Origin of the sequence: Cognatilysobacter xinjiangensis, assembly GCF_014651995.1 — a bacterium.
GTDB lineage: Bacteria > Pseudomonadota > Gammaproteobacteria > Xanthomonadales > Xanthomonadaceae > Cognatilysobacter > Cognatilysobacter xinjiangensis.
Genome location: NZ_BMXY01000005.1, coordinates 115,594 through 129,248, shown reverse-complemented (window position 1 = coordinate 129,248; position 13,655 = coordinate 115,594). Strand labels below are relative to the sequence as shown.

10 protein-coding genes and 1 pseudogene are annotated in these 13,655 nt (G+C 65.8%); 7 read left to right on the top strand and 4 right to left on the bottom strand.

Translation table 11 applies throughout. The features are described 5' to 3' along the window. Window positions 1–2: 2 nt before the first annotated feature. Window positions 3–1,058, top strand: coding sequence for a serine hydrolase domain-containing protein (locus IE066_RS14230; protein WP_189451121.1), 1,056 nt, complete (start codon window positions 3–5; stop codon window positions 1,056–1,058). A gap of 81 nt (window positions 1,059–1,139) precedes the next feature. Here the strand turns inward: IE066_RS14230 and IE066_RS14225 are convergent, their stop codons facing one another. The 4 genes and pseudogenes from IE066_RS14225 to IE066_RS15020 all read right to left on the bottom strand — a co-directional run. Next, complete coding sequence (locus IE066_RS14225; RefSeq protein WP_189451119.1) at window positions 1,140–2,390, bottom strand: NAD(P)/FAD-dependent oxidoreductase; 1,251 nt, start codon at window positions 2,388–2,390, stop codon at window positions 1,140–1,142. After that, complete coding sequence (locus tag IE066_RS14220; RefSeq protein WP_189451117.1) at window positions 2,387–3,055, bottom strand: M15 family metallopeptidase; 669 nt, start codon at window positions 3,053–3,055, stop codon at window positions 2,387–2,389. Before IE066_RS14220 ends, IE066_RS14225 begins: the two co-directional genes overlap by 4 nt. Window positions 3,056–3,338: 283 nt before the next feature. Continuing rightward, window positions 3,339–3,503 (bottom strand): hypothetical protein, encoded by a 165-nt coding sequence (locus IE066_RS14215; RefSeq protein WP_189451114.1) that lies wholly within the window; start codon window positions 3,501–3,503, stop codon window positions 3,339–3,341. Window positions 3,504–3,544: 41 nt separating this feature from the next. Continuing rightward, window positions 3,545–3,823 (bottom strand): annotated as a pseudogene (locus IE066_RS15020) (IS30 family transposase); the annotation flags it as partial. Window positions 3,824–4,084: 261 nt separating this feature from the next. On the opposite strand from IE066_RS15020, the gene IE066_RS14210 reads away from it, so the two are divergent. From IE066_RS14210 to IE066_RS14185, 6 genes are all read left to right on the top strand, one after another. Continuing rightward, window positions 4,085–4,888, top strand: a complete 804-nt coding sequence (locus tag IE066_RS14210) for a trypsin-like serine protease (protein ID WP_189451112.1) — start codon at window positions 4,085–4,087, stop codon at window positions 4,886–4,888. 1,595 nt (window positions 4,889–6,483) lie between these two features. Then, window positions 6,484–6,729: a hypothetical protein gene (locus IE066_RS14205; protein WP_189451105.1), complete on the top strand. Its 246-nt coding sequence runs from the start codon at window positions 6,484–6,486 to the stop codon at window positions 6,727–6,729. Window positions 6,730–6,960: 231 nt separating this feature from the next. Beyond that, window positions 6,961–7,158, top strand: coding sequence for a hypothetical protein (locus tag IE066_RS14200; RefSeq protein ID WP_189451103.1), 198 nt, complete (start codon window positions 6,961–6,963; stop codon window positions 7,156–7,158). A gap of 579 nt (window positions 7,159–7,737) precedes the next feature. Continuing rightward, complete coding sequence (locus IE066_RS14195) at window positions 7,738–8,202, top strand: hypothetical protein (RefSeq protein WP_189451102.1); 465 nt, start codon at window positions 7,738–7,740, stop codon at window positions 8,200–8,202. Between the two features lie 35 nt (window positions 8,203–8,237). Then, window positions 8,238–10,640, top strand: coding sequence for a hypothetical protein (locus IE066_RS14190; RefSeq protein ID WP_189451100.1), 2,403 nt, complete (start codon window positions 8,238–8,240; stop codon window positions 10,638–10,640). Further along, a complete protein-coding gene (locus IE066_RS14185) occupies window positions 10,637–13,633 on the top strand; it encodes a hypothetical protein (RefSeq protein WP_189451098.1) in 2,997 nt (998 codons plus the stop codon). Before IE066_RS14190 ends, IE066_RS14185 begins: the two co-directional genes overlap by 4 nt. Window positions 13,634–13,655: the final 22 nt, after the last annotated feature.

Here is a 13,655-nt window from a genome sequence, read left to right as displayed (position 1 = left end):
GGATGAGGGCATTCGTCGCCGCGCTCGCCGTCGCGATGCTCGCCGGCTGCGCCACCGGGAGGCCGACATTGGAACAGCGCATCGACGCGCTCATGCGCGATTACGACGGCGACGTGCCGGGCGCCTCGCTACTGGTGCTGCGCGACGGCGTGCCGCTGGTGCGGCGCGGTTACGGCCTGGCCGATCTCGAAGCCGGCACGTCCGCCACGCCTGGCACCCACTACCGGCTCGCGTCGGTAAGCAAACAGTTCACCGCCGCCGCCATCCTGCTGCTGGCGCAGGATGGGCGCCTGCGCCTGGACGATCCTGTCCGCCGCTGGCTACCCACGTTGCCGGCCGCCGTCGACACGGTGACGCTGCATCACCTGCTCACGCATACCTCGGGCCTGCTCGACTACGAGGACCTGATGGATCCGGCCGACACGCGCCAGGTCCACGACGTCGACGTACTGCACCTGCTGGAACCGCAGGACCGCACCTACTTCGCGCCCGGCAGCGATTACCTCTACAGCAACAGCGGCTACGCGCTGCTCGCGCTGGTGGTCGAGCGCGCGTCCGGGCAGCGCTATGCGGACTTCCTCGCCGCGCGCATCTTCCGCCCGCTCGGCATGATGCATGCCGTGGCGCATGAGGACGGCCGCACGCAAGTCGTGGACCGTGCGTTCGGCTACAGCTTCGAGAACGGCGCGTGGCGGCGCACCGACCAGAGCACGACCAGCGCGGTGCTCGGTGACGGCGGCATCTATGCCTCCATCGACGATCTCGCGCGCTGGGACGCGGCGCTCTACGACGACCGCCTTCTCACCGATGCATCGCGCGAGCTCGCGTTCACGCCCATGACCGCCACCGACGACCCGCAGGTGCGCTACGGCTACGGCTGGCGTGTCACTGCAGGCATGCTCTGGCATTCGGGCGAGAGCATCGGCTTCCGCAACGTGATCTTGCGCTGGCCGCAGCGCCGCCTGACCGTGGTGCTGCTGACCAATCGCAACGATCCCGAGCCATACGAACTCGCGACGCGTATCGCCGCGTTGGCGATGGACGAGTCGGATCGATAACGCGCATCCCATGACGTAGGCCGCGTCGCGTGGACCCGTGCAGCACCGTGGCGATGGCTGCGCCGACCTCGTCGCCGGTGATCAGCGAAAGCGTGCGATCGAGTAGGGCGCCAGCGGCAGCGTGGTCGGCGCGCCGTCGATGCTCTCGGCAATGAGCCGCGCCGTGATCGGCGCCTGCGTCAGCCCGAGATGGCCGTGGCCGGCGGCGATCCACACGTCCTCGTCGCCGACGCGATCGATCACCGGCAGGGAATCCGGCGTGCACGGGCGCAGGCCTGCCCATTCCGACGCCGGCGGCGAGGCGAGCGCCGGAAACAGCTTGCGCGCCTCGCCATCGAGCCGGTGGATCAGGCCGTAGCGCGGTAGCGTGTCGAGCGCGGTGAGCTCCTTGATGCTGGTCATGCGGATGCCGCTGCGCATGGGCGACACCACCATGTAACGCTCGGCCCACAGCGTCGGCCGCCCGACCATCGGCGTTTCAGGCGATGGATACATCAGGTGGTAGCCGCGCGCCGGGATCACCGGAATGCGCAGGCCGAACGGTGCGAGCAGCGCATTGCTCCACACGCCGCCGGCGATCACGACCTTGCCGGCATGCACGTCGCCGGCGTCGGTCTCCAGTACATAGCCGTCGTCGGCTGGAGCGATCGCCGACACGCGTCCCTGCAGGCTGCGCAGCCCGCGCGACTGCAGTGCGCCAGCCAGCGCCACGCAGAAACCGCCGGGATCGCGCATGGCCAGCGCATCGCGCTGGAACACCGCATGGAGGAAGCCCGCGCCGATGCCGGGCTCGAGCGCGCGCAGCTCGGTGGCGTCGAGCACGTCGAAGCGCACGTGGCGCTCCTGCATCAGCCCGCGCTCCCAGGCGCCCTTGGCGAAGCTCGCGTCCTCGCTGTAGACGTGCAGGTAGCCGGTATGGGCGAGCAGGTCGTCGGCACCGATGTCGGCGGCGAGGTCGAGCCAGCACTCGCGCGTGGCCGCATTGAGTGCGTGCAACGCGTCGATGATCGGCATGACCGCCTCGGGCCGCCCGCTGCGCACGAAGTCGTACAGCCAGCCCGCGTAATGCGGCCAGCGCGACCAGTCGAGCTTTAGCGGCGACAGCGGATCGACCAGCATGCGCAGGCCCTTGCGCAGGATGCCGGGCGTGGACTGCGGCAGCACATTGCCCACCGAGATCGAGCCCGCATTGCCGAACGAGGTTTCCGCGCCCGGGCCGCGCGCGTCGACCAGCACGCAGTCGTGGCCGCGCTGCATCAGCGCATGCGCGCAGGACAGGCCGACGATGCCGGCGCCGATCACCGCCACCTCGGCGTTCACGACGCTACTCATCGGACCGGCACGTCCAGCAGCGGCGGCTGCGGCTCGCCGCGGTCCAGCGTGTAATGCCACCACTCCAGCGGATAGTTGCGGAAGCCGTGCCGAACCATCGCGTCGCGAAGCCGCTCGCGGTTGGCGCGCTGCTGCGCGGTGATGCGGGGCGAGTCGGTATGCGCGCGCTCGTCGAAGAAGTCGAACGGCGTACCCATGTCGATCGGCGCGCAGGCGCCGGCCTCGCAGCGCGCGAGCGTGAGGTCGAGTGTCAGCCCGCGGCTGTGGCCGGAGGTCTCGGCGATGTAGTCGCCCAGCAGGGCCGACTTGTCGACGTCCGGATAGGGGCGCTGCTTGCTGGTTGGATCGTCCGGCCCGCGTGCCCATTCGACGAAATGGCCGACCGCGCGCTGCGGCCGGTAGCAGTCGAACACCTGCAGCGCGTAGCCGTCGCTCTGCAGGTCGCGCGCGACGGCGGCCAGCGCCTCGGCCGCGGGGCGCAGCAGCAGGCAGCGCGGTGCCTCGTAGCCGCGTACCGGCATGCCGACGAAGTTGTCGGAGCCGGCGTAGCGCATGTCGAGGCGCAGGCCGGGTACGGCGGCGCCCGCATCGACGAGGTCGGACGCGTCGCTCGCGCGCGTGGTCGAGCAGGCGGGCAGTGCGGCGGCTGCCGCGAGCACCAGCATCGCCGTGCACCGGCGAAGTACTCGCCCGGTGTCGGATACGGATACGGAAACGGACATCGGCATGTCGGATGAGTCCATGAGCCTGGCCGTCATCCTGCAGAGCGATGCATGCGAAGGGAAGACGGTTGGGTCACATGCGGTGCGAAACACGTTGTTCGCCCCGGGCGCGCCTTAGCTCGACGCGTGCAGCCCGCGCGCCGAGGCTGCTCGCGCCTGCGTTCGGCGCCACCGTCGCGGCGGCGCATGCATCGCCGCCGGAGAGGTTGTTGGTCGGATGCGTCGATCAGCCCGCCTGGAACTCCTGGGCCCACTGCACCGCATCCGCGCCGGCCGGAATCCTGAAGGGTGCATCGGGCCGGGTCGCGGCGGACCAGACCGCTTCCGCCACGTCTTCGGCGCGCGTGCCGGGTCCGACCGACTCCGTCATGCGGGCGATGGTCGCCTGCATGAACGCGCCATAGGCGGGATCGTCCCAGCCGCGCAGGCCGGTGTTGACGACGCCCGACCCAGCGCTGCCGCAATCGAACGGATGGAATGGCCGGCGACCAGCGTCTTTGAAACGTGCTCGCGCTCAGCCAAGCTCGATGCCCGAAGCGACCGGCGTCTAACCGGCGGGCGGTTGCCGCCCGTTGCAGCCAGGATCCCACGCACCGACGTGTGGGCCTGTCGAACATCTTGGCAATCGGGTGGAGCGTCGCCTTTCTGCCAGCGGTCCCGCATCGGGCCCTTCCGGGCATCGGTGTACTGGATCCGGGTTCTTCGCTTCAACCGCAACGCTTTTTGCTGGATAGGCCGCTAGCCATGTGTTGCATCGATCGTATGAAACCGCCGTCCCAAGCGGTCGTAGTTGGCTTCCGCGCCACTGGCGAACGGCCCTCGTGGCGTTCGTCGGTGGCACGACGGCCCGTGAGTTCGTAGAGTTCCTCGAATTCGTTCGGCGAGAGGCACCTTGCCCAACTCGTCCCGCCACGCGGACACCAAGTGCCACGGTGAAAAGTCGCGTAAGGCCGGGCTGTTGGGGCTGCCCTGATGAATCCTGTTTCGATCCGCACGTCGCGCCTTTTCGCCGTTTTGCTTGCATCCCTCGCGGCTTCGGGTGTTGCCGACGCACTCGTCGTCCGACATGACGTGGCCGACGCTGCGTACCTGGCCCGCGAAAGTGAATTTCCGGCCGTCTTCAGTCTGTACAGGACTCGCGCTGGCCACCCGGACTGCTTGGCGACGCTGATCGCGCCGCGCCACGCATTGACCGCGGCGCATTGCACGGACGTCGAGAAGCTTCGTGCCGCGATCGACGCCGGCACCGGGTTTCGCGTCGACATCGCCGGCCGTGCGGACAGCATCGTCGCGGTGTTCGTGCCACCGCTTCGCGCGGATGGTTCGAGCCCGGATGTCGCGATCCTGCAACTGGGTTCGCCCGTCGACGGCATTGAGCCGATCGCGCCGCACGCGATGAGCGACGAAGTGGGCCGCATCGTGCTGATGCCCGGATGGGGCGGTACGGGCACGGGGAAGACCGGAGCCGGCACATCGGATGGCTTCTTCCGCGTGGCGGAAAACCGTGTCGATCGGGCTGAAAACGGTCGCCTGTATTGGGTGTTCGACGATCCGGCGACGGGCCGAGCGCTGACGCTCGAAGGCATCAGCGGCCCCGGCGACAGTGGTGGCCCTGCACTGATGCAGACGGTAAGCGGATGGGAGATCGTCGGCATGAGTTCGGCTCAGCGCAACGGCGACGGGGCCGAGGGCGTCTATGGCGTCGAAGAAGTGTTCGTCCGAGTTTCGGACTTGACCGCGTGGATCGATCGCGTGATCAGGTCGACGACGGACTGACTCCGCGTCCGACCAAGTGGACACGGCATCTTCGCGACGGTGTCGCCAGTGGCTGGCCAGCGCGCATACGACGGAAACCGGACGACGTCGCCTCAGGGAATCCGAGTTCGCGATTGGGTCCTCGACGATCTATACCGTCGTTCCTACCGTCCAATGCTGCTGACGAAGGTGCATTTCCGTCGGAACGCTTAGGCAGCACTTGTCGAGCGACCTTTCGACGGGCAAGACGCGTCCAATCGCGTGCGATTCGTGCCGCACCTGATTGGTGCCAACGCGGTCACGAGGTGGGGCGCCCGGAAACATCGGCGTCAAGGCCTGTCGGGGTCGTGCCGCCCTGCGCTGAGTCACCGTTCTGCGGCGCGCGCTTCGGTTGCGGTAACGGCGTCGAAACCCCTATCCGGTTATTCGATGCCCGAAAGCTGCCGGGTCCCGTCCAGGCCCGGGTTCGTGAGAAAGCTCTCACGACCGGCTGGAGGCCACGCGCCGATCCGTCACAGGAGGTTGGCGCGCCTGGAGGGATTCGAACCCCCGACCAATGGCTTCGGAAGCCACTACGTTGCGTCTGTCCTATGCGACGGCAGTACGTCAGATGTGACGTTAAGCGTTGATATCAAAGGCTTTGCGTATCAACACGTCCGTCGAGGCGACGCTAAATAACGCCAAAGCAAACCACCAAACGCATTATGTGTGTGGCACACGGTTTTGAGTACAAGCCTGCGTCGGGTCCACATGTTCGGCCTATCGAAAAACGGCCGACGCCTTGCAGACGGGCGACGCGAGAAAGGCCCACCGGAATGGCGTCGGCGCACTCAGCTCGACCGGGGTAGGGGGCGGGTGACGCTGTCGAGACAGAGGACGTGGAGCAGGTTCCGCAGGTGCGCGGATCGGCATGTCACTCTGTCCCCGGCTACCCGTATGGGCGGAACACGCGGCCGGCTGCATGACGATTCCAATAAAAAAGCCGCCCAAAGGCGGCTCTGGTTTGATCGGCGCCCGCGGTAGCCAGACATCTGGACGTACCGGTCTCTATAGAGACCCCCGATCCCTCTGGCAGCATGCGCTGATGGCCCAAAGTGCCGCTTCGTTGGGGCCTCGCCTTCGTGCCACTCCGGCGGGCCAATCGTCTTCGGCCCGACCATTCTACGTTACGGTCCCGAGACTGTCTTTCTACGGACCGCTGCTACCCGGCGAGCCGGCCGAAAGGCGCGACCATGGCGCGGGCGATCCCAACCGAAGGCCAGCCGCCCGTAGAGGAAGCGGCAGCGGGGCAGCTCCAAGCGCTCGCATCGATCCGCAGTAACTGCATTGCGGCCGCGTGCATGGCAGAGGCTGCTCAAGACGCCGACGACTAACTCCGAGGGCTTGGTGGTCCAACCATCGGCCCCCCTGACAGGTATGTCGAAACTCTTTCCGACGGCCAGCAAGACCTGGGATCCGACAGCCGTAGGGGCCAGACTATCCGCGTCGCTCGGAAGCCGATTGCGGGTTGAGTTAGCAAACGTATGACGCGTCGCTTCCCTTCGTCCGCCGGGTGAGACGCCGATGCCGCACTCTTCGCTAACCCATGTTAGCTACCAAGGGCCGAAAGAATGTCTTTGAAGACCGACCTCCCGCCGGCACTCGATGCGCTGACCCAAGACCTTGCGCATCGGTCCGCCCTGATTGAGGTGTTGCAGGCGGTTGAAGCTCTGACGCGGGACCGCAACCGTGCAGTCGAGCTCATCTGCAGCGAGCCCCTACGCGTCTTCGACGGGCTCACGGCAGCCGAGCTCGTCGTCCGGAATCGGGCTCCAGATGTCCTCGCCTATCTGGAAAGCATCTCTAGCGGCGCTGTTGGATAACTGCACCCAGCCGGCCACCTGCCGCCAGCGCGAGCCGCGCAGGCGAAGGTGGCCAGTTCTTCGAGCCGGCCACCGCGGCCTAATTACGATAACAAGACGATTATCGTAAACGCTTGCTCGCGTCTTCTATTGGATCGCGCAGCGCTGGTCTTGAAGGGTGAGACGTCAGCCGCACATGCTGCGGGTCGAACACTTTTTTGATCGACCTCGTCGATGCGATAGGGTGAATCCATGGTCGCCAACATCATTCCTTTCCCCAAACGCGGCCGGTTTGCGTCGGAGCCCGGGGCCGATTCCAAATGGAAGTGCGGCACATGCGCTGACGAGGCGGTTGCGCTGGCGGACATCGAGCTGCCGGCGGGGGCGAGGTCCCGGATTTGGCTGTGTGCAGGGTGCATCGACGAGGCGGACGAAGCGGTCTTCCATTGATCGTGATGGCATCGCAGGGGAGTCTGCGAATGCCTTGGATCGCGAGGACGTGACGCTACTGCAGCCAGATCACCCCACGGGCGGCCGTGCAAGTCAATTCAATAGATGGAGGTCAAGCAGATGATTGGTGCCGTTTGGGTCGGATTCGCGAAGGGTTTCAGGCAGGGTGCGCGGGAGGCCGTGCGCGGCTATTGGGCTCCTCTGCGAGTCCGGTACTGGAAATTCGCGGCGCGCGAGATGCGACGCGGCGGATGGGGAGCTATGGCATCGGCCCTCTTCCATCGAGGCTATACGCTGGTCAGCACGGATCGGCTCGATGCAGAAGGTCGCCCGCGCTGACCACGTGGGCTGATCGAATTCCGCGTGCACGCGGGCGTGCACGGTGGCCAAAATCGCGCACTTGCACGATGGGGAGCCCTCATTCGGGCAAATGGTTGCCCAAAGTGGTCCATACACCGTCGGATAACTTGAAAATCGTCACAGGTCCGCAAGAAATTCGCTTCTGTCTTGCTGGGAATGGCAACGTATCTATGACGTTCCAGCAGAACTTGGCCGCAAGTCGTGACGATCTCGGAGTTGATGCAAGCAGAACGTAGTCGCGTGGCGCATGTGGATGTCCTGCTTAGTGACTTGGCGCCGGCCAAAGGGCAGGCCTTTGAAGACGTTTCCTTTGTTCCGAAGAAGGACAGCGACGCCGCTGCGGTACTTGGCTGGAAGCTGGCGATGTCACCTCCTGTCGTGCAGCGTGCTGGAGAGCGATCCTGGCTGGTGATCGCGAATGCGGAGGGGCTTGCGCTGGCGCGTGCCTGCGTACCGCGGGGCGAATGGGCGGCGACCCACATCTCCTGTATCTACTGCAAAGACACGCAATCGGCGGGTCTGACAGCGGCCGACGCAAGCACGGCAGTTGACGTCTGCTTGAAGCGGGCCACCTACAAGGCCGACCGCGCGATCCGCGCACGACTGCGAAAGCAGTTCGGGATCCAGCTGCGCCGCCACGCATTGAGGGTTATGCCGCTTCTTGCGGCGGGTCAGCGCCCCTGAACGCCAAGGCGCGAAATCTGTCGCGCTATGCGACGTTGCTCGAAAGCGGCGGCGACGATGTCAGGAAACAGGTCGCGAATCTCATCGCGACTCTGGGTGTACCACCTGACCTCGCCTACCTCGTCGACGGCCTGAGGCGGACGCGTGAGCTGCTCACGCGAAACGGTCGGGCGTTCGATGAACTCCTGGGGCAGGGTCAGTACTTCTGGACGGACACGACGGCGCTCCTGCGTGCGATGGATGTCGTCGACCGGACCGTCGCGACGTGGACGTTGTCGGCGGACGATCCGGTGATGAGGGCCATGGAGCGCACGCCGGGTCAGAAGGAGCATCCGCTCCGGCACAAATGCCTTCAATGGTGTCCGTTCTGGGCCAATCTGTTCACCGAGCCGGAGCCGGCGTCCAATGCTGCCGAGCGATCTGCTTATGAAGTCATCAGCGACCAGGTCGGACTGAACATTCTGGTGCTGCAGGCGCGTCGGTGCGCCGACGACATTGTTGGCCACTACGAAAGGTGGGCTCTGACCGGTCTTCAGCCGACGCCGGAAAGTGGCCCCTCGGCCAGCCGGATCCGCCAGGCATCGGTCCAGATTCGGCGCCTTTCCGAACAGGCCTATCTGTGGCTGACGCTCCGGCTGGCTGGGAACTATCCGACGCTGGGAGCGCGGGTCGAGGCCACGGCGCGCCACGCGGAGGAGCCGGCGTCGGATGACGCCGGACGAGAGGAGCAGCGCAACGGGACTGCCGTCCTGGACGCCTTCCGACGGTTGCACGAGGAAGTCGTCGGTCCCCGCGCGCCCTCCATGGAATCGCCGGCGCGGCCCTACAGGACAACCCGGCGAACGCTTCCGTTCGGAAACGTCCGGCTCGCGACCGGCCACGTGCACACGGCCACCGACGAGCTCGACGACGGGATGCGCCTGATGCAGCTGTATGCGATCGATGGAAACGGCACGGACGACGAACCGGCGATCGATCCAAGCCATGTGTTCGCGATGATGGTGACTGCGCCACCGGGCGGTGACGCGGGCCCGGAGGGCGCGGAGGCGGAGCGATACGGTTATCGCCGCCTGGAGGCGAAACGTCTTACCCGGGTGATTGCGCGGAGTCAGGCGATGCCTTCCTGCAGCGCGGCGCAACTGGTCGATTGGGCGGTGAAGCGCGTGCGCGACGCGCTTCTGGATCCAGCTACGCATGGTTTGCGGCCGCCCATGCATGAAGTACTCCTGGCAATGCTGGCCACCGGCCGCGATGCCTTCGAGTCGGAGATCCGCATCGTTCGAGCGGACGAACCCCTGCCCGACGCCCGGGATGCGCGCGGCGACGGGGTCTGGTACCTGCAGGGCCTGCGGACATGGCGCATCGAGGTGCCTCCGCCCGCGTTTGGTGACGACGACTGGATTGACGGGCAGGAAATACGGACGAGCCCGTATCTGGACTTGCCGGATGTCCTCGGCTTCTTCAGGGTGGCCGCTGAAACGACCGCCAAGTCGGGGCTTGCGCGAGCGCAATCGACTGAGGGCCCGATATTCCGGGAGGAACTGGACGAGTGGTTGCGCGGGTATCTCTGGAATAAGTGGGCGAGCGTTCGCCAGCTGCGAAGCTGGTTGCCGCGCCGCCTGCTCGAGGTCTCGAACGGTGATCTCGCGTTGGCTCTCCACGTCACACATCAATCGACCGCCCACGCACGCTCGGTCAGCCACTACACCGTGCAGCGAACCGGTGTGGTCCTGCAGCACTACCGCGACGCCCTGCGACCCCTCGCGGAGGACATCGAGATGCCTGTCGGGCAGCCGGACGCGCACATCGGGGCGCGCCGCGTCCCGACGCTCGCGGCGATCGTCGGGCTGGTGTCCGCCATGGCGCAACGCGTGCGTGCAGGCGCTGGGGTCGAGCGTGCCAATGCGCTCACCGCCTACACCATGATCGGGTTTCACCTTGCCGGCGCAGCACGCCCCCTGGCGCTGCGGACAATCCAGCAGGCCGATCTGGAGGACCACCTGATGGTCCTGCCGGAGAAGGGGACGCGCTATGACCGGCGTGTCTTATTCATCCCAGCGGTGGTAAAGCGCCAGCTCCAGCTTTATGGACGAGCATTGCTGTCGTTGGGTATCAGGCCATGCGAGTCGACCGGCGCCTTCGTCATGCTCTCGCAGGATGAACCGGATCCGCAGCCCTTCACCGCTGCGGAGCTTGGCCGTCGCATGGCTGAGTGCGACTTTGAGCTCAAGCCGTACGCATTGCGGCGTTTCACGCGCTCCTACCTGGCCGATCACGGGATCGACGCTGAGGATCTGGACGCTTTCATGGGCCACTGGGGCGCGTTCCTCAGCCCCCATGACCCGCTGTCCTTGTATCCGACACGGCGGTTGCGTGAGCTGGCGGAAGGCCCAGTCAGCCAGCTGCTCGCGAATGTTGGGTACGTGGCACTGCCATGAAGGTCAACTCCGATGACATGGCACCTCTGTGGGCCCTCCTGCCTGGTGAGCTGGAGGACGTTCCACTGCGCGGGCGAACGCTCCTCATGGATGTGCTTCGCCAGCTTGATGCGGCGGAATTGCGTGGCGTACTGACGGCGCCGGAAGACAGTTGCGCGCCAAAGCGCATACGTAACTACGTGCTCAGCTACCTTGCCCGTGAAGGGCTAGTGGGCGGAGCAGCGCCTAGTCGTGACCCGGAGGAGGTGGCCGAGGCGATCGACGTCCTCGAGCTTTGCCTGAAGCGGCACCGCGATACGGAGGGCAACGCCGATGCCGGTCTGCTGGTACCCGTCGTCCCAGGCCCGCCGCCGCTGCCCGACGGCATGGTCTTCGGCCTTGAGCACCGACAGGCGATCGATGCGCGGTTGCTGGATCTTGCGACCTCCGCGTCAACGCCGCAGGTGCGTGTCGGCATGCTGGCCTACTTGCTGGTCACGCGATCGGGCCTGTGCAGCATGCCGCTCATCGCCGCAGCGCTAGGCGCATTGGCTGAGAACGTGCCGGTCGCAGGTACGGACACGATGATCTGGGTCACCATTGATGCCGAAACCAACGGGCAGGCGCAGTCGCGCCGTGTATTTCTCGACCCCGCGACGCTCGCCAGTTGGACGGTCACGCGCGAATTCATAGAGCAGCAACTCAAGGGGCATGGACGCCGTGAAGGCCGCAAGCGGGCCACGCATCTCGTGCGATCCGGGCTCGATGCACTCTGGTGTGCGGCCTTCGATGTACGACCGCCGGCGCGATGGGCGAACCACCTCATGCACGCGACCGCTGCGGAGGTGCAGCTTGATTCCGTTCCGCTGATCGCGGGATACGCGCGGGGTACGGTGATTGCTTCGAGCTGGGACGAGGTGCAATGGCGGCGGCTGCTTGGATGCGAAACGCCGGCCAAGGCTGCAAAGGCGGGCCGCCGCGTGGAATCGGAAAGCTCGCTGACCCGCTACGAACAGCCCGAGGAAGAACTCGCGGTTGCATTTCCAGCGGACGCGGACGACTTCCTCATTCGCTTGCGGACTGTCCTTTCTCGACCGGATTCCCGGCGTGCGGACGTTCTGAGTGATCTCGACGACCTGGCGGCGGCGGAGCCGCTCGGGAGCACGCGGCGTGCGCTGGTTGGCTGGCTACGCGAGCTCGCCGTCGCACGAAAGGGATACAAGCCCGCTCGGCTGTCCACGCTTCGGTACTACCAGTCGACCCTCGGTACACGCCTGCTCGGCATCCTGCCACGGCGCCTTGAAGCGTTGAGCGGTGAAGACCTCATCGACCTGTTCGAGGAGATTGTGGACACGGCGCCGACGGAGCAGGTTGCGCGTCGCTTGAGAAACTTGTTGCGACGGTTCCATGCGTACTGCGTAAAACAGGATCACCGTATCGCTCCCGATTTGAAGCTCGGCGTGTCATCAGGAGGTGCCCAGCCTGTAAGTGCTTGGCACCTGACCCAGCCGGAGTACCGGGACGCGCTTCGATACCTCGGCCGAGTTCCGGCGTTGGACGAACCGGACCGGCTCGCGGCGCAGGTGTTCCTGACGCTCGCCTATCGATTCGGGCTTCGGCGCGCGGAGATCCTGGGGCTGACGCTCGCCGACGTCTACGGCGGCAATGCCGACTGTGATCTCGAGATCCGTTCAAACTCGAGTCGCAGCCTGAAGACGGCAAGTGCGCGACGGCGCCTTCCCTTGAGCCTGCTGGAGGTTGACGAGCGCAAGGCCTTGTCTCGACTGGTCGAACCGCAGCATGAGCGGATTCGGTCCGAAGCCCGCAACGCGTCTGCGTTGTTGGGCCCGCACGCTACGGAAGCGGAATCGAAGGCGCGACGAACAGCCCATATCCGCCAACAACTTGCGCATTCCTTTCTTTTCCTGAAGGAAGAGGACCTGGCTACCCCCGTCGCGGCCATTGCGAACCACCGGCTGCCAAACCACGTCGTGCGCGCGATCCGTTACGTCACGGGCGACAAGCAACTGCACCTGCACCACCTTCGCCATGCGTTCTGCACGCGGAATGTACTGGGCGTGCTGCATGAGGGCCTCCCCGAAGCTGCATGGCGAGCGCTGCCGGCTTTCATCCAGGACATGAAGGACGAGGCCGATGCCTTTCACGCGGCGGTGTTCGCACACGTTGGACGTCGCGCCCGACGTGGCACGATTGTTGGCATAGCGGCGGGACACAACTCAGAGGCGGTGACGCTCCGGCACTACGTCCATGGCCTTGACCTGATGCTGCATGCCGTCCTCGTTGCTGCCCGGCCTTGGCAGCGCCGTACGAGGGAAGCGGATGCGTCTCGCAGCGCAGCTCCTGATCTGAATCACCAGCAGGCGCGCTTGGTATCCGCGTTGTTCGGCAAGTCAACGCAGACGAGGCCTGCCGACGGCGAGGGGCTTCGATGGATGCTGCGACAGGCCCTGAAGCGTGGCGTCAACGCGCACATTCTCGCCCAACGGGATTCGACCAGGTCCTCGGCACATGTCCCCAGCCCTGCCTGGACGCTTGAGCAACCTGAGCTTGCGAAAGCGCCCGGGAAACCTGCGACCTTGGTGCAGCGCAATGCCATGCGTGTCCTACTTCGCCATCTCGATATTGGATTCACGGCCAATACGGCGGTTGCCGCACATGCATTCGAAACGCTTGCATCGAACTTGGCGAAGAACGGATGGGCACGCTTGCGTGGCCAGCAGGCTCGTGTCCTTCGTGATGATTTCGACCGCGCCTTCGGCCCAGCGCTCAAGCTCGAGTACCGGGTTCCACATTCGCAGGCGGGTCGACGCGTGCGCGAAGAACCAAGTGCACGCCAGCTCGACGCGTGGCTCGCCAAGGACGAGGCACGTATCGACGTTCGCATTGCCGATCCGACGGCCGAACCGGGAGCGGAGCGCCAGCACGCGTCGCTCACGGTGGCATGGACCTTACGGGCCGTGCAGGCGTGGCAGGCGGGCGTACACGTTTGCTGACGGTACGGGCCGCCATAACGGG

Bases quoted from the DNA above. Each gene is read 5' to 3' on its own strand.
- IE066_RS14230 (WP_189451121.1), top strand. From the start codon at position 3: ATGAGGGCATTCGTCGCCGCGCTCGCCGTCGCGATGCTCGCCGGCTGC.
- IE066_RS14225 (WP_189451119.1), bottom strand. From the start codon at position 2,390: ATGAGTAGCGTCGTGAACGCCGAGGTGGCGGTGATCGGCGCCGGCATC.
- IE066_RS14220 (WP_189451117.1), bottom strand. From the start codon at position 3,055: ATGCTGGTGCTCGCGGCAGCCGCCGCACTGCCCGCCTGCTCGACCACG.
- IE066_RS14215 (WP_189451114.1), bottom strand. From the start codon at position 3,503: ATGCAGGCGACCATCGCCCGCATGACGGAGTCGGTCGGACCCGGCACG.
- IE066_RS14210 (WP_189451112.1), top strand. From the start codon at position 4,085: ATGAATCCTGTTTCGATCCGCACGTCGCGCCTTTTCGCCGTTTTGCTT.
- IE066_RS14200 (WP_189451103.1), top strand. From the start codon at position 6,961: ATGGTCGCCAACATCATTCCTTTCCCCAAACGCGGCCGGTTTGCGTCG.
- IE066_RS14195 (WP_189451102.1), top strand. From the start codon at position 7,738: ATGCAAGCAGAACGTAGTCGCGTGGCGCATGTGGATGTCCTGCTTAGT.
- IE066_RS14185 (WP_189451098.1), top strand. From the start codon at position 10,637: ATGAAGGTCAACTCCGATGACATGGCACCTCTGTGGGCCCTCCTGCCT.